Below are 22577 nucleotides of genomic sequence, written 5' to 3' on the forward strand. Positions count from 1 at the left end.
GCGCAGGCAGTAGCAGCACAAGGGTTTGTGACGAACATGGGTGAGGTTCCAATGGCGGATCAGGTAGCAGATCAGGACAAGATCATCGGCTACTTGAAGCGGGTGACGGCCGATCTGCACCAGACGCGGCAGCGCCTGCGCGAGGTCGAGGCCCAGGAACCGGAGCCGATCGCCATCGTCGGCATGTCCTGCAGGTTCCCCGGCGGCATCCAGTCGCCGGAGGACCTGTGGGACCTCGTCGCGGGCGGCCGGGACGCCATCACCGACTTCCCCACCGACCGCGGCTGGGACATCGAGTCCCTGTACGACGCCGACCCCGAGCAGCGCGGCACCTCGTACACCCGCGAGGGCGGATTCCTCGACGGGGTCGGCGAGTTCGACGCCGCGTTCTTCGGGATCAGCCCCCGCGAGACCCTCGGCATGGACCCTCAGCAGCGCCTGCTGCTCGAAACGTCCTGGGAGACCTTCGAGCGCGCCGGCATCGACCCGGCGACGCTGCGCGGCAGCAAGGCCGGCGTGTTCATCGGCACCAACGGCCAGGACTACCCCGACCTGCTCCGCGACGGCGTCCCCGAGGGCGTCGAGCAGTACCTCCTCACCGGAAACGCCGCCAGCGTCGTCTCCGGCCGCCTCTCCTACACCTTCGGCCTCGAAGGCCCCTCCGTCACCATCGACACCGCCTGCTCCTCCTCGCTCGTCGCCCTCCACCTCGCGGTGCAGGCGCTGCGGGGCGGCGAATGCTCCCTGGCGCTGGCGGGCGGCGTCACCGTCATGTCCAGCCCGCGAGCCTTCGTCCAGTTCAGCCGCCAGCGCGGACTCGCCCCCGACGGCCGCTGCAAGCCCTTCGCCGACGGCGCCGACGGCACCGGCTGGGGCGAGGGCGTCGGCATGCTCCTCGTCGAGAAGCTCTCCGACGCCCGCCGCCTCGGGCACCCCGTGCTCGCCGTGGTCCGCGGCAGCGCCATCAACCAGGACGGCGCCTCCAACGGCCTCACCGCCCCCAACGGCCCCTCCCAGCAGCGCGTCATCCGCCAGGCGCTGACCAACGCCGGACTCACCCCGGCGCAGGTCGACGTCATCGAGGCGCACGGCACCGGCACCACCCTCGGCGACCCCATCGAGGCCCAGGCCATCCTGGCCACCTACGGCCAGAACCGGCCCGAGGGCCGGCCGCTGTGGCTGGGCTCCATCAAGTCCAACATCGGCCACACCCAGGCCGCCGCCGGTGTCGCGGGCATCATCAAGATGGTCGAGGCGATGCGGCACGGCGTCGTGCCCGAGTCCCTCCACATCGACCAGCCGTCCGGCGCCGTCGACTGGGCCACCGGCGCCGTCGAACTGCTCACGCGGGCCGTGCCGTGGCCCGAGACCGGGCAGCCACGCCGCGCCGGCATCTCCTCCTTCGGCGTCAGCGGCACCAACGCCCACACCGTCATCGAACAGGCCCCGCCCGCCGAGGTCCCCGGCGCGGACGCGAAGGCCGAGGACACGGGCGCCACGGACAGCGGCGACCAGGACGCCGGCGCGGAAGGCGCCACCGGCCCGGTACCGCTGCTGGTCTCCGGCCAGGGCGACGACGCCCTGCGCGCCCAGGCCGGCCGCCTCGCCGCCCACCTGCGCGCCCACCCCGAACTCGCCGCGGACCCCGCGGCCCTGACCGACCTCGGGTTCTCCCTCGCCACCAGCCGCTCCGCGCTGGACCGCCGGGCCGTCCTCTTCGCCGCCGACCGCGAGCGGCTCCTCGCCGACCTCGACGCGCTCGCCGCCGCGGAGCAGCCCGCGACCGCCGTCCTCGGCGCCGTCGGCGACGGCAACACCGCCTTCCTCTTCACCGGCCAGGGCAGCCAGCGCCCCGGCATGGGCCGGGAGCTGTACGCCACCCACCCCGGGTTCGCGCGCGCCCTCGACGCGGTCCGCGACGAACTCGACCGGCACCTCGAACGCCCCCTGTACGAGGTGCTGTTCGCGGCCGAGGGCACCCCCGAGGCGGCGCTCCTCGACGCGACCGCCTACACCCAGGCCGCCCTGTTCGCCATCGAGGTCGCCCTCTACCGGCAGCTCGAACAGTGGGGCGTCACCGCCGACTTCCTCATCGGGCACTCCATCGGCGAACTCGCCGCCGCCCACGTCTCCGGGGTCCTCACCCTCCCCGACGCGGCCGCCCTCGTGGCCGCCCGCGGCCGCCTCATGCAGGCCCTGCCCACCGGCGGCGCGATGATCGCCGTCGAGGCCACCGAGGACGAGATCACCCCGCTGCTCACCGACCGGGTGTCCGTGGCCGCCGTCAACGGCCCCCGCTCCGTGGTCGTCTCCGGTGACGCGGACGCCGCCGGGGAACTCGCCGAGACGCTGCGCGCCCGCGGCCGCCGCGTCAAGCGGCTCACCGTCAGCCACGCCTTCCACTCGCCGCTCATGGACCCCATGCTCGACGCGTTCCGCGAGGCCGCCGAAGCCGTCTCCTACGCGCCGCCCGTCATCCCGATCGTCTCCAACCTCACCGGCGCCTCCGTCACCGCCGAGGAGATCTGCACCGCCGACTACTGGGTCCGCCACGTCCGGGAGGCCGTCCGCTTCCACGACGGGGTGCGGGGCCTGGCCGCGCTCGGCGTCACCACCTTCGTCGAGGTCGGCCCCGGCGGGGTCCTCACCGCCCTCGCGCAGGACTGCCTCACCGGCGAGAACGACCGGGACGACGCCGTCTTCATCCCCGCCCTGCGCGCCGACCGCCTCGAACCGGCCGCGTTCGCCGCCGCGGTCGCCCAGGCGCACGTCCACGGCGTCACCGCCGACTGGTCCGCCGTCTTCGCGGGCCGCGGCGCCACCCGCGTCGACCTGCCCACGTACGCCTTCCAGCGCGGCCGGTACTGGCCCGAAGCGCCCACCGCCTGGACCGGCGACGTCACCGCCGCCGGGATCGGCTCCGCCGACCACCCGCTGCTCGGCGCGGCCATCGCCCTGGCCGACGGCGACGGCTACCTGTTCACCGGCCGGCTCTCGCTGGCCACCCACCCCTGGCTCGCCGACCACACGGTCATGGACACCGTGCTGCTGCCCGGCACGGCCTTCGTGGAACTCGCCCTCCAGGCCGGCGAACACACCGGCTGCGAACTCCTCGAAGAGCTCACCCTCCAGGCCCCCCTGGCCCTGCCCCCGCACGGCGGCGTCCAGATCCAGCTCGCCGTCGGCGCCCCCGACGGCGACGGACGGCGCTCCCTGACCCTGCACTCCCGGCCCGAGGACGCCGCCGACGACACCTGGGGCGAAGGCGCCTGGACCCGGCACGCCACCGGCTCCCTCGCCCCCGCCGCACGCGACGCCGCGAGCACCCCGGCGGGCGCCGACCTCACCACCTGGCCGCCGCGGGACGCCACCGCCGTCCCCGTCGACGGCCTCTACGAGCACCTCACCGCCTCCGGCTTCGCCTACGGGCCCGTCTTCCAGGGCCTGACCGGCGCCTGGCAGCGCGCCGACGAGGTCTTCGCCGAAGTCCGCCTGCCCGAGCAGGCACACGCCGAAGCCGCCCTGTTCGGCCTGCACCCCGCCCTGCTGGACGCCGCCCTGCACGCCGTAGGCATCGGCTCCCTGCTGGAGGACACCGAGCACGGCAGGCTGCCGTTCTCCTGGAGCGGCGTCACCCTCCGCGCCGTCGGCGCCCGCGCCCTGCGCGTCCGCCTCGCCCCCGCCGGCCAGGACACCGTCTCCGTCGACCTGGCCGACGAGACCGGAGCGCCCGTCGCCTCCGTGGCCGCGCTGCTGCTGCGGCCCGTCTCCCCGGACCAGGTCCACGCCGCGCGCACCGCCTTCCACGACTCCCTGTTCCGCGTCGAGTGGAACCCGCTGGCCCTGCCGGCCGCCACCACCGTCGCCCCCGGCCAGTGGGCGCTGCTCGCGGGCCCCGACGCCGAGGCCGGTGATGCAGGTGCTCTCGCCGGCACCGCGGCCCGGTTCGCCGCCGTGCTGCCCGCCGCCGCCGTCCACAACGGCCTCGCCGCGCTCTCCGCCGCGATCGAGGCGGGCGGCCCCGTACCGCAGGCCGTCGTCGTCCCCGTCGCCGCCCCCGGCGCACCCGCGCCGACCCCCGTCGACGCGACCCTGCCCGCCGCCGTCGGCGACGCGCTGCACCACGCCCTGGAACTGGCCCAGGCCTGGCTCGCCGACGACCGCTACGCCGGCTCCCGGCTCGTCCTCGTCACCCGGGGCGCCGTCGCCACCACCGCCGGCTCCGACGTGCCCGACCTGGCGCACGCCCCGCTGTGGGGCCTGCTGCGCTCCGCCCAGTCCGAGCACCCCGACCGGTTCGTCCTGCTCGACCTGGACGACCGCGAGGAGTCCCTGCGCGCCCTGCCGGCCGCGCTGGCCACCGCCGAACCCCAGCTCGCCCTCCGCGAGGGCCGCGCCGTCGTGCCCCGGCTCGGCCGAGTCCCCGCCCTGCCCGCGGCCGAGGGCCAGGAAGCCCGCCCGCTCGACGCGGACGGCACCGCCCTCGTCACCGGCGCCACCGGCACCCTCGGCGGGCTCGTCGCCCGCCACCTCGTCACCGGACACGGCGTCCGCCGCCTGCTGCTGACCAGCCGCCGCGGCGAAGGGGCCGCAGGTGCCCCCGAACTGCTGGCGGAGCTGCGCGCCCTGGGCGCCGAGGTCACCCTCGCCGCCTGCGACGCCGCCGACCGCGAGGCCCTCGCCGCGGTGCTGGCCTCCGTACCGGCCGCGCACCCGCTGACGGCCGTCTTCCACACCGCCGGAGTCCTCGACGACGGCATCCTCGAAGCGCTCACCCCGGAGCGGCTCGACCACGTCCTGCCCGCGAAGGTCGACGCGGCCGTCCACCTGCACGAGCTGACCCGCGACCTCGACCTCGCGGCGTTCGTCCTCTTCTCCGCCGCCGCCGGCACCCTCGGCGCCGCCGGACAGGCCAACTACGCCGCCGCCAACACCTTCCTCGACGCCCTCGCCCAGCGCCGCCACACCGAAGGCCTGCCCGCCACCGCGCTCGCCTGGGGCCTGTGGGCCGAACGCAGCGGGATGACCGGCGACCTCGCCGACACCGACCTGGAGCGGATCTCCCGCGCCGGAGTCGCCGCCCTGTCCTCCGCCGAGGGCCTCGCCCTCATGGACACCGCCCGCGCCACCGGCGAGCCCACCGCGGTCCCCATGCACCTCGACCTGGCCGCACTGCGCCACGCCGACGCCGACATGGTCCCCGCCCTGCTGCGCGGCCTGGTCCGCCCCGCCGCGCGCCGGGCCGCCGCCCAGAGCGCCGCACCCGCCGACGGCCTCACCGAGCGGCTGCTGCCGCTGACCGCCGCCGAACGCGACCGGCTGCTGCTGGCCACCGTTCGCGTCCAGGTCGCCGCCGTCCTCGGCTTCCCCGGCCCCGACGCCGTCGACCCCGGCCGCGCCTTCAAGGAACTCGGCTTCGACTCCCTCACCGCCGTCGAGCTGCGCAACCGCCTCGGCTCGGCCACCGGCGTCCGGCTGCCCGCCACCCTCGTCTTCGACTACCCCACCCCGAACGCCCTCGCCGCGTTCCTGCGCACCGAACTCCTCGGCGACCAGGCCGCCCAGGCCCCGGCCGCCACCGCCGCCGCCACCCGCGCCGTCGCCGACGAGCCCATCGCCATCGTCGCCATGAGCTGCCGCTACCCCGGCGGCGTCAGCACCCCCGAGGAGCTGTGGCAGCTCGTCGCCGGCTCCGCCGACGCGATCTCGCCGTTCCCCGCCGACCGCGGCTGGAACCTCGACGCGCTGTACGACTCCGACCCCGGCCGCGCCGGGACCTCGTACACCCGCGAGGGCGGCTTCCTGCACGACGCCGCCGACTTCGACCCGGACGTCTTCGGCATCAACCCGCGCGAGGCCCTGGCCATGGACCCGCACCAGCGGCTCCTGCTGGAAACCTCCTGGGAGGCCTTCGAACGCGCCGGGATCGACCCGGCCACCGTCCGCGGCAGCCGCACCGGCGTCTTCGCCGGCGTCATGTACCACGACTACCTGACCCGGCTCCCGGCCGTCCCCGAGGGCCTGGAGGGCTACCTCGGCACCGGCACCGCCGGCAGCGTCGCCTCCGGCCGCATCTCCTACACCTTCGGCCTGGAGGGCCCGGCCGTCACCATCGACACGGCCTGCTCCTCCTCCCTGGTCGCCCTGCACCTGGCCGCGCAGGCCCTGCGCAGCGGCGAATGCGACATGGCCCTCGCCGGCGGCGTCACCGTCATGTCCACCCCGGACACCTTCATCGACTTCAGCCGTCAGCGCGGCCTGTCCACCGACGGCCGCTGCAAGTCCTTCTCCGCCGACGCCGACGGCACCGGCTGGGCCGAAGGCGCCGGCATGATCCTCGTCGAGCGGCTCTCCGACGCCCGCCGCAACGGCCACCCGGTCCTCGCCGTCGTCCGCGGCACCGCCGTCAACCAGGACGGTGCCTCCAACGGCCTCACCGCCCCCAACGGGCCCTCCCAGCAGCGCGTCATCCGCGAGGCCCTCGCCCACGCCGGGCTGACCACCGCCGACGTGGACGCCGTCGAGGCACACGGCACCGGCACCACCCTCGGCGACCCCATCGAGGCACAGGCCCTGCTCGCCACCTACGGTCAGGACCGCCCCGCGGACCGGCCGCTGCGCCTGGGCTCCATCAAGTCCAACATCGGCCACACGCAGGCCGCGGCGGGCGCCGCCGGCATCATCAAGATGGTGCTCGCGATGCGCCACGGCGTGCTGCCCGCGTCCCTGCACATCGGCGAGCCGTCCCCGCACATCGACTGGACCGCCGGCGCGGTCGAGCTGCTGACGGAGTCCGCCGCCTGGCCCGAGACGGACCGCCCGCGCCGCGCGGGCATCTCCTCCTTCGGCGTCAGCGGCACCAACGCGCACGTCATCATCGAGCAGCCGCCCGTGGAGCAGCCGTCCGACGAGAAGGACGGCGGCGAGCCCGGCGTCCCCGCCGTCGCCGGGGGCACCGTCCCCGCAGGCACCCCGCTGCCGTTCGTCCTCTCCGGACGCACCCCCGACGCGCTGCGCGCCCAGGCCGCCCGGCTCGCCGACCACCTCGCGCACCACCCCGACGCGGCCCCCGCCGACGTGGCGTTCTCCCTGGCCACCACCCGTACCGCACTCGACCGCAGGGCCGCCGTCGTCGCGCCCGACCGCGACGGACTCCTCGCCGCCCTCGCCGCCCTCGCCGAAGGCCGCGACGGCGCCCGGACCGTGCGGCACGACACCGCCGACGGCCGCACCGCCGTCCTGTTCACCGGACAGGGCAGCCAGCGCCCCGGCATGGGCCGCGAGCTCCACGCCACCTACCCGGCCTTCGCCGCCGCCCTCGACGCGGTGTGCGCCGAACTCGACCGGCACCTCGAACAGCCCCTCAAGGAGATCCTGTTCGACGAGGACGCCGGCGACCTCCTGAACCGGACCGGCTACACCCAGCCCGCCCTGTTCGCCCTGGAGACCGCGCTCTACCGCCTCGTCGAGTCCTGGGGCCTGCGCCCCGACTTCGTCGCGGGCCACTCCATCGGAGAGATCACCGCCGCGCACGTCGCGGGCGTCCTCTCCCTGCCCGACGCGGCCACCCTCGTCGCCGCCCGCGGCCGCCTCATGGAAGCCCTGCCCCAGGGCGGCGCGATGATCGCGCTGACCGCCACCGAGGACGAGGTCCGGCCGCTGCTCGCCGGACACGAGGACCGCATCGGCATCGCCGCCGTCAACTCCGCCTCCAGCGTCGTCATCTCCGGCGAGGAGACCCTCGCGCTGGAGATCGCCGCCGAGTTCGAGCGGCGCGGCCGGCGCACCAAGCGGCTCACCGTCAGCCACGCCTTCCACTCCCCGCTGATGGACGGCATGCTCGACGCCTTCCGCGACGTCGCCGCCTCCCTCACCTACCACGCGCCCGCCATCCCCGTCGTCACCCACCTCACCGGAGCCGTGGCCGGCGACGAACTGCGCACCGCCGAGCACTGGGTCAGCCACGTCCGCGAAGCCGTCCGCTTCCTCGACGGCATCCGCACCCTGGACGCCGAACACGTCACCACCTACCTCGAACTGGGCCCGCAGGGCGTGCTGTCCGGCCTCGGCCGCGACTGCCTCACCGAGACCGACGGCGCCACCGACCCCCTCTTCGTCCCCGCCCTGCGCCGCGACCGCGGCGAGGCCGAGGCGCTGACCGCGGCGATCGCCGCCGTCCACACCCGCGCCGTCCTCCTCGACTGGCCCGCGTACTTCGCCGCGACCGGCGCCCGCCGCGTCGACCTGCCCACGTACGCCTTCCAGCGGACCCGCTTCTGGCTCGAAGCGCCCGCCGGATACATCGGGGACGTCGAATCGGCCGGTCTGGGCGCCGCCCACCACCCGCTGCTCGGCGCGGCCGTCCCGCTCGCCGACGGCGAGGGCTTCCTCTTCACCGGCCGGCTCTCCCTCGACACCCACCCCTGGCTGGCCGACCACGCCGTCATGGGCACCGTCCTGCTGCCCGGCACCGCCTTCGTCGAACTCGCCGTCCGCGCCGGCGACCAGGCCGGCTGCGACGTCCTGGAAGAACTCACCCTCGAAGCCCCGCTGGTCCTCGCCCCGCACACCGCGGTCCGCCTCCAGATCGTCGTCAGTGCACCCGACCAGGACGGCCGGCGCACCCTGGACCTTTACTCCGGCGACCCCGACGCCGCCGACGACGAGCCGTGGACCCGGCACGCCGCGGGCGTCCTCGCCACCGGCGCGCCGCGCCCCGCGTTCGACCTCGCCGCCTGGCCCCCGCCGGGCGCCGAAGCCGTCAGCGTCGACGGCCTGTACGAGCACCTCGGCCAGGGCGGATTCGCCTACGGCCCCGTCTTCCAGGGCCTGCGCGCCGCCTGGACCCTCGGCGACGACGTCTACGCCGAGGTGGCCCTGCCCGACGACCGGCACACCGAAGCCACCCGCTTCGGCCTGCACCCGGCCCTCCTCGACGCCGCCCTGCACGCCACCTTCGTCTCCCGCGACGGGGACCGGCAGGCCGGACTGCCGTTCTCCTGGCGCGGGGTGTCCCTGCACGCCGTCGGCGCGTCCGCGCTGCGCGTGCGCCTCACCGCCGACGGCGACGACTCCCTCTCCCTCCAGCTGGCCGACACCACCGGCGCGCCCGTCGCCACCGTCGACCACCTGATCGTCCGGCCCGTCTCCGCCGACCGGCTCGCCGGCGCCTCCCGCACCGCGTACCACGAGTCGCTGTTCCGGATCGAGTGGGCGACCCTGTCCCTGCCGCCCGGCGCCCCCGGCGAGGACACCACCGGCACCTGGGCGGTCATCGGCGAGCCCGCCGACGTCACCGCCGAGCTGCCCGGCCCCGTCCACTCCGGCCTCGGCGCGCTCGGCGCGGCCCTCGACGCAGGCGCCCCGGCGCCCGCACACGTCCTCGCCCCCTGCCTGGCCGCCCCGGCGGAAGCCCTCACCGCGGACGCCGTCCGCGCCGCCACGCACCGGGCCCTCGCCCTCGTCCAGGGCTGGCTCGCGGACGACCGGTTCGCCGCGTCCCGCCTGGTCTTCGTCACCCGGGGCGCCGTCGCCACCCAGAGCGACTGGGACCTCGCCGACCCCGCCCACGCCGCCGTCTGGGGCCTGGTCCGCTCCGCGCAGTCGGAGAACCCCGACCGCTTCGTCCTGGCCGACCTCGACGCCGACGCCGCCGCCGGGACACTGGCCGCCGCCCTCGCCACCGGCGAACCGCAGTTCGCACTCCGCCGCGGCACCGTCCACGCCCCCCGCCTCGCACGGGTACCCGCCACCACCCCGCTGACCCCGCCCCCCGGCGAGTCCGCCTGGCGCATGGACATCGAGGACAAGGGCACCCTCGACCACCTCACCCTCGTCCCGAGCCCCGAATCCGCGGCGCCCCTGGAAGCCGGCCAGGTCCGCGTCGCCGTACGCGCCGCCGGCCTCAACTTCCGCGACGTGCTCAACGCCCTCGGCATGTACCCCGGCGACCCCGGCCTCATGGGCAGCGAAGGCGCCGGCACCGTCGTCGAGACCGGCCCCGGCGTCAGCGACCTCGCCCCCGGCGACCGCGTCATGGGCATGCTGCCCGGCGCCTTCGGCCCGCTGGCCGTCGTCGACCGGCGCATGATCGCCCCGATGCCCGAGGGCTGGACCTTCGCCGAGGCCGCGGCCGTACCGATCGTCTTCATGACGGCCTACTACGCCCTCCACGACCTCGCCGGACTGCGCGAGGGCGAATCCCTCCTCGTCCACGCCGCCGCCGGCGGCGTCGGCATGGCCGCCGTCCAGCTCGCCCGCCACTGGGGCGCCGACGTCTACGCCACCGCCAGCCCCGCCAAGTGGGACACCCTGCGCGGACTCGGCCTGACCGACGACAAGATCGCCTCCTCCCGCACCCTCGACTTCGAGAACACCTTCCGCACCGCCACCGACGGACACGGCGTCGACGTCGTCCTCGACTCCCTCGCCCGCGAGTTCGTCGACGCCTCGCTGCGCCTCCTGCCGCGCGGCGGACGCTTCGTCGAGATGGGCAAGACCGACGTCCGCGACCCCCGCGACGTCGCCGCCACCCACCCCGGCGTCTCCTACCAGGCGTTCGACCTCACCGAAGCCGGCCTCGACCGCATCCAGGAGATGCTCACCGAGCTGCTCGGCCTCTTCGAAGCCGGCGCCCTGAACCCCATCCCGGTCTCCGCCTGGGACCTGCGCCAGGCCCCCGAAGCCTTCCGCTACCTCAGCCAGGCCCGCCACACCGGCAAGATCGTGCTCACCGTGCCGGCCGACTGGAACCCCGACGGCACCGTCCTCATCACCGGCGGCACCGGCACCCTCGGCGCACTCGTCGCCCGGCACGCCGTCACCGTCCGCGGCGCCCGCCGCCTCATCCTGACCAGCCGCCGCGGCGAAGCCGCCGCCGGCGCCGCCGAACTCGCCGCGCACCTGCGCGCCCTGGGCGCCGACGTCACCGTCGCCGCCTGCGACGCCGCCGACCGCGAGGCCCTCGCCGCACTGCTGGCCTCCATACCCGCCGCGCACCCGCTGACCGCCGTCGTCCACACCGCCGGCGTCCTCGACGACGGCATCGCCGAGGCCCTCACCCCCGAGCGGCTCGACCGGGTCCTGCGGCCCAAGGCCGACGCCGCCCTCCACCTGCACGAGCTGACCCGCCACCTCGACCTGGCCGACTTCGTCCTCTTCTCCTCCGCCGCCGGCACCTTCGGCGGCGCGGGCCAGGCCAACTACGCGGCCGCGAACGTCTTCCTCGACGCCCTCGCCCGCCACCGCCAGGCCCACGGCCTGCCCGGCACCTCCCTCGGCTGGGGCCTGTGGGCCGAGGCCAGCGGGATGACCGGCGAACTCGACAGCGCCGACAAGGACCGCATGACGCGCTCCGGAGTCCTCGGCCTCTCCTCCGAGGAGGGCCTCGCCCTCCTCGACACCGCCCACCACACCGGCGACGCCCACCTCGTCCCCATGCAGCTCGACCTCGCGCCGCTGCGCCAGGCCGACGCCGCCATGGTGCCCGCCCTGCTGCGCGGCCTGGTCCGCGCCCCCGCCCGCCGCACCGCCCAGGCGGCCACCGCCGGGACCGGAACCCCGCTGGTGGAGCAGCTCGTACGCCTCCCCGAGAACGAGCGCGACACGCTCCTCCTCGACCTTGTGCGCGACCAGGTCGCCGCCGTCCTCGGCCACGCCACCTCCGACGCCGTCGAACCCGGCCGCGCCTTCAAGGACCTCGGCTTCGACTCGCTGACCGCCGTCGAGTTCCGCAACCGGCTCGGCGCCACCGCCGGAGTCCGGCTGCCCGCCACCCTCGTCTTCGACTACCCCACCCCCACGGTCCTCGCCGGCTACCTCAAGGACGAACTCCTCGGCTCCGAGGCCGCGGTGGCCGCCGCCGCCCTCCCGCGGCACCCGGCCGGCGCCGTCGCCGAGACCGACGACCCCATCGCCATCGTCGCCATGAGCTGCCGCTTCCCCGGCGACGTCCGCAGCCCCGAGGACCTGTGGGAACTCCTCGCCGAAGGCCGCGACGGCATCGCCGACCTCCCCGCCGACCGAGGCTGGGACACCGAGGCGCTCTACGACCCCGACCCCGACAGCCCCGGCACGTCCTACGCCCGCGAAGGCGGCTTCTTCTACGACGCCCACCACTTCGACCCGGCGTTCTTCGGGATCAACCCCCGCGAGGCCCTCGCCATGGACCCGCAGCAGCGCCTGCTGCTGGAAACCTCCTGGGAGGCCTTCGAACGGGCCGGGATCGACCCGACGGGCCTGCGCGGCGGACAGGTCGGCGTGTTCGTCGGCCAGATGCACAACGACTACGTGTCCCGCCTGAACACCGTCCCCGAAGGCGTCGAGGGCTACCTCGGCACCGGCGGCTCCAGCAGCATCGCCTCCGGCCGCGTCTCCTACACCTTCGGCTTCGAGGGCCCGGCCGTCACCGTCGACACCGCCTGCTCCTCCTCGCTGGTCGCCCTGCACCTCGCGGCGCAGGCCCTGCGCTCCGGTGAGTGCTCCCTGGCCCTGGCCGGCGGCGTCACCATCATCACCACCCCCGACGTCTTCACCGAGTTCAGCCGCCAGCGCGGACTCGCCGCCGACGGCCGCTGCAAGCCGTTCGCGGCCGCCGCCGACGGCACCGCGTGGGGCGAGGGCGTCGGCATGCTGCTCGTCGAACGCCTCTCCGACGCCCGCCGCAACGGACACCAGGTCCTCGCGGTCGTCCGCGGCACCGCCGTCAACCAGGACGGCGCCAGCAACGGCCTGACCGCCCCCAACGGCCCCGCCCAGCAGCGCGTCATCCGTCAGGCCCTCGCCAACGCCCGGCTGACCTCCGCCGACGTCGACGCCGTCGAGGCGCACGGCACCGGCACCACCCTCGGTGACCCCATCGAGGCACAGGCGCTGCTGGCCACGTACGGTCAGGGCCGCCCCGAGGACACCCCGCTGTGGCTGGGCTCCGTCAAGTCCAACTTCGGGCACACCCAGGCCGCCGCGGGCGTCGCGGGCATCATCAAGATGGTCCAGGCGATGCGCCACGGCGTCCTGCCGAAGACCCTCCACGTGGACGAGCCGTCACCGCACGTCGACTGGTCGGCGGGCGCGGTCTCCCTGCTCACCGAGCAGCGGGCATGGCCCGAGACCGGCCGCCCGCGCCGCGCGGGCGTCTCCTCCTTCGGCATGAGCGGAACGAACGCCCACGCCATCATCGAACTCCCGGAGACCCCGGCCGCAGCGGTCAGCCCGGCCGTCCCGGCCCCCGCGACGGCCCTCCCGTGGCACCTGAGCGCCCGCACCCCCGAGGCCCTGCGGGCCCAGGGCGAGCAGCTCCTGTCCCACCTGGAGGCGCACCCGGACACGCTCCCGGCCGACATCGGGCACTCGCTGGTGGCCGCCCGCGCCGTGTTCGAACACCGCGCGACGGTCGTCGCCACCGACCCCGACGCCTTCCGCACCGGCCTGGCCGCCCTCGCCGAGGGCCGCTCGGCGGCGGGCCTGGTCCAGGGCTCGTCGGCCGCGGCGGGCAAGCTGGCGTTCCTGTTCACGGGGCAGGGCAGCCAGCGGCTCGGGATGGGCCGTGAGCTGTACGAGACCTACCCGGCCTTCGCGGCCGCGCTGGACGCGGTGTGCGACGCGCTGGAACTGCCGCTGAAGGACGTCCTGTTCGGGACGGACTCGGATGTTCTGGACCGTACGGAGTACACGCAGCCGGCGCTGTTCGCGGTCGAGGTGGCGCTGTTCCGCCTCGTCGAGTCCTGGGGTGTGAAGCCGGACTTCCTGTCCGGGCACTCCATCGGTGAGATCGCCGCCGCGCACGTCGCGGGTGTCCTGTCGCTGGCCGACGCGTGCACGCTGGTTGCTGCCCGTGGCCGTCTGATGCAGGCGCTGCCGTCCGGTGGCGTGATGATCGCGGTGGAGGCTGCGGAGGACGAGGTCCTGCCGCTGCTGACGGACCGGGTGAGCATCGCCGCCGTCAACGGCCCGCGCTCGGTGGTCATCGCCGGTGACGAGGACGCGGCGCTCGCTGTCGTGGCCGCGTTCGCCGACCGGAAGACCAAGCGGCTGACCGTCAGCCACGCGTTCCACTCGCCGCACATGGACGGCATGCTCGACGACTTCCGCGAGGTGGTGGCGGGGCTGTCGTTCGGCGCTCCCCGTATCCCGGTCGTCTCGAACCTGACCGGTGCCCTCGTCACCGACGAGATGGGTTCGGCCGAGTTCTGGGTCCGGCACGTCCGCGAGGCCGTCCGTTTCCTCGACGGCGTCCGCGCCCTTGAGGCGGCGGGCGTGACCACGTACGTCGAGCTCGGTCCCGACGGGGTCCTCTCCGCGATGGCCCAGGCCTGCCTGACCGACGACACCGGCGCCGCCGCCTTCGCCCCCGCGCTCCGCTCCGGACGCGACGAGCCCACGACCCTGCTCTCGGCCCTCTCCACCGCGTACGTACGCGGCACGGCCGTCGACTGGTCCGCGTACTACGCCCCGCTCGGGGCCCGGCGCGTCGACCTGCCGACGTACGCCTTCCAGCGCTCCGTCTACTGGCTCGACGCCGGCCGCGCCGACGGCGACGTCGCGGCGGCCGGACTCGGCGCCGCCGACCACCCGCTGCTCGGCGCCGAGGTCCAGCTGCCCGACTCCGACGGCCACCTCTTCACCGGACGGCTGTCCCTGACCACCCACCCCTGGCTGGGGGACCACCGGGTGATGGGCGCGGCCCTCCTGCCCGGTACGGCCTTCGTCGAGCTCGCGCTCCAGGCCGGCGAGCACGTCGGGTGCGACCTGGTCGACGAACTCACCCTGGAGGCACCCCTCGTCCTGCCCGAGCACGGTGGCGTGCAGCTGCGGCTCTCCGTCGCGGCCGCCGACCCGGCGGGCCGACGCCGCAGCCTCACCCTGCACTCCCGCCCCGAGGGCGCGGACGCGGACGAGCCGTGGACGCGGCACGCCGTAGGTGTGCTCGCGACCGGGGCCGCCCCGGCCCCGCAGGGCCTCACCGAATGGCCGCCCGCCGGCGCTGAGCCCGTCCCGGTGGACGGCCTGTACGAGGGCCTCGCCGAGGCCGGTTTCGGATACGGGCCGGTGTTCCAGGGCCTGCGGGCCGCCTGGCAGCACGGCGACACCTCCTACGCGGAGGTCGCGCTCCCCGAGGGCGCGGAGGGGGAGGCCGCACGGTTCGGTCTGCACCCGGCGCTCCTCGACGCGGCCCTGCACGCGCTCGGACTGCGCGCCGCGGACACCGGCGCCGACGGACGACTCCCGTTCTCCTGGTCCGGGGTCTCCTTGCACGCCGTCGGAGCCTGCGAGCTCCGGGTACGCCTGACCACCGGCCTGGGCGGCGAGGTGGCCCTCACGATCGCCGACGCCACCGGAGCGCCCGTCGCCTCGGTCGCCGGCCTGGCCCTGCGATCCGTCAGCCGTGACCAGCTCACCGCCGCGCCCGACCTGACCCGTGACGCCCTGTTCCGGGTGGAGTGGGCGCAGACGACCGCAGGTGACGGGTCCTTCGACGACTGGCTGATGCTGGGCGAGGAGGGCGATGGCGACCTTCCGGCGGCGCTGGTGGTGCCGTGCGTGGAGCCGGCTGCCGGTGACGTGGCCGGCGCGGTGCACGCGGAGACCGCCCGGGTGCTGGGGCTGGTACAGGACTGGCTGGCCGAGGAGCGGTCCGCGGACGCGCGTCTGGTGTTCCTGACGCGGGGCGCGGTGGCCGCCGTACCGGGCGAAGGAATCGCGGATCTGGCGCACGCGCCGGTGTGGGGCCTGGTGCGCTCCGCGCAGTCGGAGAACCCGGGCCGCTTCGTCCTCGTCGACATCGACGCCGAGGGCGACCTCGCGGCCGGTCTGTCGGCGGCGCTGGCTTCGGGTGAGTCCGAGGTCGCGGTGCGGGATGGCGCCGTCCTGGTGCCGAGGCTGGCGCGTGCGGCGGTGGCTGCTGACGCGGGCGTCGAGTGGGATGCCGAGGGCACGGTCCTGGTGACCGGTGCGAGTGGTTCGCTGGGCGGGCTGTTCGCCCGTCATCTGGTGACCGAGCACGGTGTACGGCGGCTGCTGCTGGTGAGCCGTCGCGGTGAGGGCGCTGCCCTTTCCGCTGAGCTCGCCGGTCTGGGTGCCGAGGTGTCGTGGGCGGCCTGTGATGTGGCCGACCGCGATGCGCTGGCGGCCGTGCTCAAGGCGGTTCCTGCGGAGCACCCGCTGACGGCGGTCGTGCACACGGCCGGTGTTCTGGATGACGGTGTCGTCGGTTCTCTGACCGCCGAGCGGCTGTCGGCCGTCCTGCGTCCGAAGGTGGATGCTGCCTGGAACCTGCACGAGCTGACGCAGGACCTCGGTCTGTCGGCCTTCGTGCTGTTCTCCTCGGCCGCCGGTGTCTTCGGCGGTGCGGGGCAGGCCAACTACGCGGCGGGCAACACCTTCCTGGACGCGCTCGCCGCGCACCGTCGGGCCCAGGGCCTGGCGGCGACCTCCCTGGCCTGGGGCCTGTGGACCGGAGTCGGCGGCATGGGCGGCGACCTGGCCGACGGTGACCGCGAGCGGATCAACCGCGGCGGCATCGGTGCCCTCTCGCCGGAGACCGGCCTCGCCCTCTTCGACGCGGCCCGCCGTACGGACGACGCGCTGCTCGTGCCCCTCCCGCTCGACCTGGCCGCCCTCCGCGCCCAGGCCCGGGCCGGCATGGTTCCCGACCTGCTGCGCGGGCTGGTCCGCGTACCGGCGCGCCGCGCGGCGGGACAGGGGGCCACGGCCGACGGGTCCGCCCTGCGCACGCGGCTGGCCGCGCTGCCCGCCGAGGAGCGGGAGGCAGCCCTGCTGGAGATGGTCCGGGCCGAGGTGACGGCCGTACTCGGTCACGCCTCGACCGACGAGGTACCGGCCGACCGGGCGTTCAAGGAGCTCGGCTTCGACTCCCTGACCTCCGTCGAGCTGCGCAACCGCCTCGGCGCCGCCACCGGCGAACGGCTGCCTGCCACGCTCGTCTTCGACTACCCCACGCCGAGCGCGCTCGCGGCGTACCTGAAGACCGAGGTCCTGGGCCTGTCCCTGGACGAGGAGACGGCCGGCGCGGCCACGGCCGGGCCCGCCTCCGCCGGTGCCGCGCTCCAGGACGACCCCATCGCGATCGTCGGCATGAGCTGCCGCTACCCCGGCGGGGTGGAAACCCCCGAGGACCTGTGGCGCCTGGTGGTGGGTGGCGTCGACGCCATCTCGGAGTTCCCGCAGGGCCGCGGCTGGGACCTGGAGTCGCTGTACGACCCGGACCCGGACGGCAAGGGCACCAGCTACACCCGATCCGGCGGATTCCTGCACGACGCGGGCCGCTTCGACCCGGCGTTCTTCGGGATCTCGCCGCGCGAGGCCGTGGCCATGGACCCGCAGCAGCGCCTGCTGCTGGAGACCTCGTGGGAGGCCTTCGAGCGGGCCGGTATCGACCCGGCTTCGATGCGCGGCAGCCGGACCGGCGTCTTCGCCGGCGTCATGTACCACGACTACGCCACCCGCATCACCTCCGTGCCGGACGGTGTCGAGGGCTACCTCGGCACCGGCAACTCCGGCAGCATCGCCTCGGGCCGCGTCTCGTACGCCTTCGGCCTGGAGGGCCCGGCGGTCACCGTCGACACGGCCTGCTCCTCCTCCCTCGTCGCCCTGCACTGGGCGATCCAGGCGCTGCGGGGCGGCGAATGCACCATGGCCCTGGCCGGCGGTGTCACCGTCATGTCGACGCCGGGCACCTTCACCGAGTTCAGCCGCCAGCGCGGGCTGGCCGCCGACGGCCGCATCAAGTCCTTCGCCGCGGCCGCCGACGGCACCAGCTGGGCCGAGGGCGCGGGCATGCTGCTCGTCGAGCGACTGTCGGACGCCCGCCGCAACGGGCACCCGGTGCTCGCCGTGGTCCGGGGCTCCGCGATCAACCAGGACGGCGCCTCCAACGGGCTGACCGCCCCGAACGGCCCCTCGCAGCAGCGCGTCATCCGCCAGGCCCTCGCCTCCGGCGGACTGACCAGCGAGCAGATCGACGTGGTCGAGGCGCACGGCACGGGCACCACCCTGGGCGACCCGATCGAGGCGCAGGCGCTGCTGGCCACCTACGGCCGGGAGCGCGCGGCGGACGAGCCGCTGTGGCTGGGTTCGATCAAGTCCAACATGGGCCACACGCAGGCCGCCGCCGGTGTTGCCGGCGTGATCAAGATGATCATGGCGATGCGGCACGGGGTGCTGCCCCGGACCCTGCACGTGGACGAGCCGACCCCGCACGTGGACTGGGAGGACGGCGCCGTCACGCTGCTCACCGAGAACACGCCGTGGCCGCAGACCGGCCGCCCGCGCCGGGCCGGTGTGTCCTCGTTCGGCATCAGCGGCACCAACGCCCACACGATCATCGAGCAGGCCCCGGACGCGGTCGCCGTGAGCGCCGCCGCCGAAAGCGGTGCGGCGGCCCCGGTGCTGCCGTACGTGCTGTCCGCGCGGTCGGCGGACGCGCTGCGCGGCCAGGCGGCCCGTCTGCGGGTGCACCTGGAGGACTCGGCCGAGCTGAGCGTCACGGACGTGGCCTACTCGCTGGCGACCCGGCGCGCCGCCTTCGACCACCGCGCGGTGGTCGTGGCGGGCGACCGCGAGGAACTGCTGCGCGGGCTGGAGGCGCTGGGGAACAACGACCTGGCCGACGCGGCCGTGACGCGTGGCACGGTGGGCGCCGCCGGCGCCGGGAAGCTCGCCTTCCTGTTCACCGGCCAGGGCAGCCAGCGCCTCGGCATGGGCCGTGAGCTGTACGAGACCTACCCGGCCTTCGCGGCCGCGCTGGACGCGGTGTGCGACGTGCTGGAACTGCCGCTGAAGGACGTCCTGTTCGGGACGGACGCGGATGTTCTGGACCGTACGGAGTACACGCAGCCCGCGCTGTTCGCGGTCGAGGTGGCGCTGTTCCGCCTCGTCGAGTCCTGGGGTGTGAAGCCGGACTTCCTGTCCGGGCACTCCATCGGTGAGATCGCCGCCGCGCACGTGGCCGGGGTCTTCTCCCTGGAGGACGCGTGCGAACTGGTCCGCGCCCGTGGGCGGTTGATGCAGGCTCTGCCGTCCGGTGGCGTGATGATCGCCGTCCAGGCGTCCGAGGAGGAGGTCCTGCCGCTGCTGACCGACCGGGTGAGCATCGCGGCCGTCAACGGCCCGCGCTCGGTGGTCGTCGCCGGTGACGAGGACGCGGCGCTCGCGATCGCCGGGGCCTTCCCCGACCGGAAGTCCAAGCGGCTGACGGTGAGCCACGCCTTCCACTCGCCCCACATGGACGGCATGCTGGCCGACTTCCGCAAGGTCGCCGAGGCACTCTCGTACGGCGCCCCGCGCATCCCGGTCGTCTCCAACCTGACCGGCGCGCTCGTCACCGACGAGATGGGCTCCGCCGAGTTCTGGGTCCGGCACGTCCGCGACGCCGTCCGCTTCCTCGACGGCATCCGCACCCTGGAAGCCGCCGGAGTCACGACGTACCTCGAACTCGGCCCCGACGGAGTGCTCTCCGCGATGGCCCAGGACTGCCTGACCGAGGACGGCGCCCGGTTCGCGCCCGCCCTGCGCACCGGCCGCCCCGAGCCCGAGACCCTGAACAACGCCCTCGCCCATGCCCACGCCCACGGCGCGGCGGTGGACTGGGAGGCCTACTTCGCGCCCACCGGCGCCCGCCAGGCCGAGCTGCCCACGTACGCCTTCCAGCGCGACTGGTACTGGCTCGACTCGGCACCCACCGCGCACAACACCCCCGGCGACGCCGCGGGCTTCGGCCTCGGCGCGACGGACCACCCGCTGCTCGGCGCGGCCGTCGAACTGCCCGACTCCGACGGGTTCCTCTTCACCGGCCGGCTGTCCCTGGCCACGCACGCATGGCTCGCGGACCACGCCGTCCTCGGCTCGGTCCTCCTGCCGGGCACGGCCTTCGTGGAACTGGCCGTCCGCGCCGGGGACCAGGTCGGCTGCGACGTCCTGGAGGAACTGACCCTGGAGGCCCCGCTCGTCCTCCCCGAACGCGGCGGAGTCCAGCTGCGGCTCTCCGTCGCCGAAGCCGACGAATCCGGCCGACGCGCCCTGTCGCTTTACTCCCGCGACGAGGACACCCCCGCCGACGAGCCGTGGACGCGGCACGCCGCCGGTGTCCTCGCCACCGGCGACGCCCCGGCCCCGGCAGCCGACCTCACGGTCTGGCCTCCGGCCGGAGCCGAACCGGTGGACATCGACGGCCTCTACGAAGGCCTCGCCGCCGCCGGATTCGACTACGGCCCCGCCTTCCAGGGCCTGCGCTCGGCCTGGCTCCACGGCGACGCCGTGTACGCGGAGGTCAGCCTGGACGAGGAGACCGCGGAGGCGGCCGACTGGTTCGGCCTCCACCCGGCGCTCCTGGACGCCACCCTCCACGCGGCCGGTCTCGGCGCGCTCGTCGAGAAGACCGGCCAGGGACGGCTCCCGTTCGCCTGGAGCGGTGTCCGGCTGCACGCGGCCGGCGCCGGCGCCGTACGGGTCCGGCTGGCCCCGGCCGGCCGCGACGCGGTCGCGCTGGAGCTCGCCGACCCGGCGGGCGCACCGGTCGCCTCGGTCGAGTCGCTCGTGCTGCGCGCGGTCTCGCCGGAGCAGATCGGCGCGGCGCGCGGCGGTCGCCCGGAGTCGCTGTTCGAGGTCGAGTGGACGGCCGTACCGCTGACCCCGGTGTCGGCGTCGGAGCAGAGCCCCTGGGCGCTGCTCGGGGACGGCCACGCCGGTCTGGACGCGGTGGGCGTGCGCTACACGGCGCACGACGGCGGGCTCGCGACGCTCGCGGACCCGGCGCTGGTGTGCGTACCGCTGTCCCCGGTGTCCGGCACGGAAGACGTCACGGGTGCGGTGCACGCGGAGACGGGCCGGGTGCTGGCGCTGCTCAAGGAGTGGCTGGCCGAGGAGCGGTTCGCGGACTCGCGCCTGGTGTTCCTGACGCGGGGCGCGGTGGAAGCCGTACCGGGCGAAGGCGTACCGGACCTGGTGCACGCATCGGTGTGGGGTCTGCTGCGTTCGGCGCAGTCGGAGAACCCGGGGCGGATCGTCCTGGCCGACACGGACGGCACCGACGCCTCCTTCCGCGCGCTGCCCGCCGTGGTCGCCTCGGGTGAGTCCGAGGTGGCGGTGCGGGGCGGCTCGGTCCTGGTGCCGAGGCTGGCGCGTGCGGCGGTCGTGGCTGACGCGGGCGTCGAGTGGGATGCCGAGGGCACGGTGTTGATCACTGGTGCGAGTGGTTCGCTGGGCGGGCTGTTCGCCCGTCATCTGGTGACCGAGCACGGTGTACGGCGGCTGCTGCTGGTGAGCCGTCGTGGTGAGGGCGCTGCCCTGTCGGCGGAGCTGGCGGGTCTGGGCGCCGAGGTGTCGTGGGCCGCGTGTGACGTGGCCGACCGTGATGCGCTGGCGGCCGTACTCAAGGCGGTTCCGGCGGAGCACCCGCTGACGGCGGTCGTGCACACGGCCGGTGTCCTGGATGACGGTGTGGTCGGTTCGCTGACCACCGAGCGGCTGTCGGCCGTACTGCGTCCGAAGGTGGACGCGGCATGGAACCTGCACGAGCTGACCCAGGATCTGGACCTCTCCGCGTTCGTGTTGTTCTCGTCGGCCGCCGGTGTGTTCGGTGGCGCCGGTCAGGCCAACTACGCGGCGGGCAATGTGTTCCTCGATGCGCTGGCTGCCCACCGCCGGGCCCAGGGCCTGGCGGCGACCTCCCTGGCCTGGGGCCTGTGGGCCGAAGCCGGCGGTATGGGTGGCGGACTGGACGCCGAGGACGTCTCGCGTCTGGGCCGTGGCGGCGTAAGCGCCATCACCGCCGCCGAGGGCGTGGCGTTGTTCGATGCCGCCACCTCCGCCGAGCAGGCGTTGCTGGTGCCGGTGAAGCTGGACCTGGCCGCGCTGCGCGCCCAGGCCGGCTCCGGGATGCTCCCGCCGCTCCTGTCGGGTCTGGTGCGTACGCCCGCACGCCGCGCCGCCGGTACCACCGCTGCCGGTACGGACGGCGGAGCCGAGCTGCGCGAGCGCCTCACCGGGCTCTCGCCTGCCGCGCGGGACGAGGCACTGCTGGAACTGGTCTGCGGCTACGTCGCCGGGGTCCTCGGCTTCGCCGGACCGGAAGCGGTCGACCCGGCACGGTCGTTCAACGAGGTCGGCTTCGACTCGCTGACCGCCGTCGAGCTGCGCAACCGGCTCGGCGCCGCCACCGGCGTCCGGCTGCCCGCCACCCTCGTCTTCGACTACCCGACGCCGACGGCGCTGGTGGAGTACCTGAAGGACGAGCTGTGGCAGGACGGCGCGGCGGCCGTACCCCCGCTGCTCGCCGAACTGGACCGCCTGGAGAAGTCGCTCGTCACCTCGACGCCCGACGGCGCCGGCCGCGACCGCATCACCGAGCGGCTCCAGGCACTGCTGGCCGCCTGGAGCGAGGCCGGTGAACTCGCGGCAGCCCCCGCGGACTCCGACGGCCCCGACGTGGCCGAGGCACTGGAGAGCGCGACCGACGACGACCTCTTCGACTTCATCGGCAAGGAGTTCGGAATCTCATGACGCGGCAGTTCCACTCCGCCCCCTCCATCGACTCTGACCTTCTGGCTTCTGTACAAGGGATG

General features: G+C 75.1%; 1 protein-coding gene. It reads left to right on the forward strand.

The genetic code is table 11. The features are described from left to right. Nucleotides 1-51 precede the first annotated feature (51 nt). Nucleotides 52-22515, forward strand: a complete 22464-nt coding sequence (locus IE248_RS22460) for a type I polyketide synthase (protein ID WP_190031518.1) — start codon at nucleotides 52-54, stop codon at nucleotides 22513-22515. The last annotated feature ends 62 nt before the right edge of the window (nucleotides 22516-22577 follow it).

Origin of the sequence: Streptomyces goshikiensis (genome assembly GCF_014650555.1) — a bacterium.
In the GTDB taxonomy this organism is placed as follows: Bacteria; Actinomycetota; Actinomycetes; order Streptomycetales; family Streptomycetaceae; genus Streptomyces; species Streptomyces goshikiensis.

Excerpts from the sequence above, each read along its gene's own strand:
- IE248_RS22460 (WP_190031518.1), top strand. The coding sequence starts at position 52 with ATGGCGGATCAGGTAGCAGATCAGGACAAGATCATCGGCTACTTGAAG.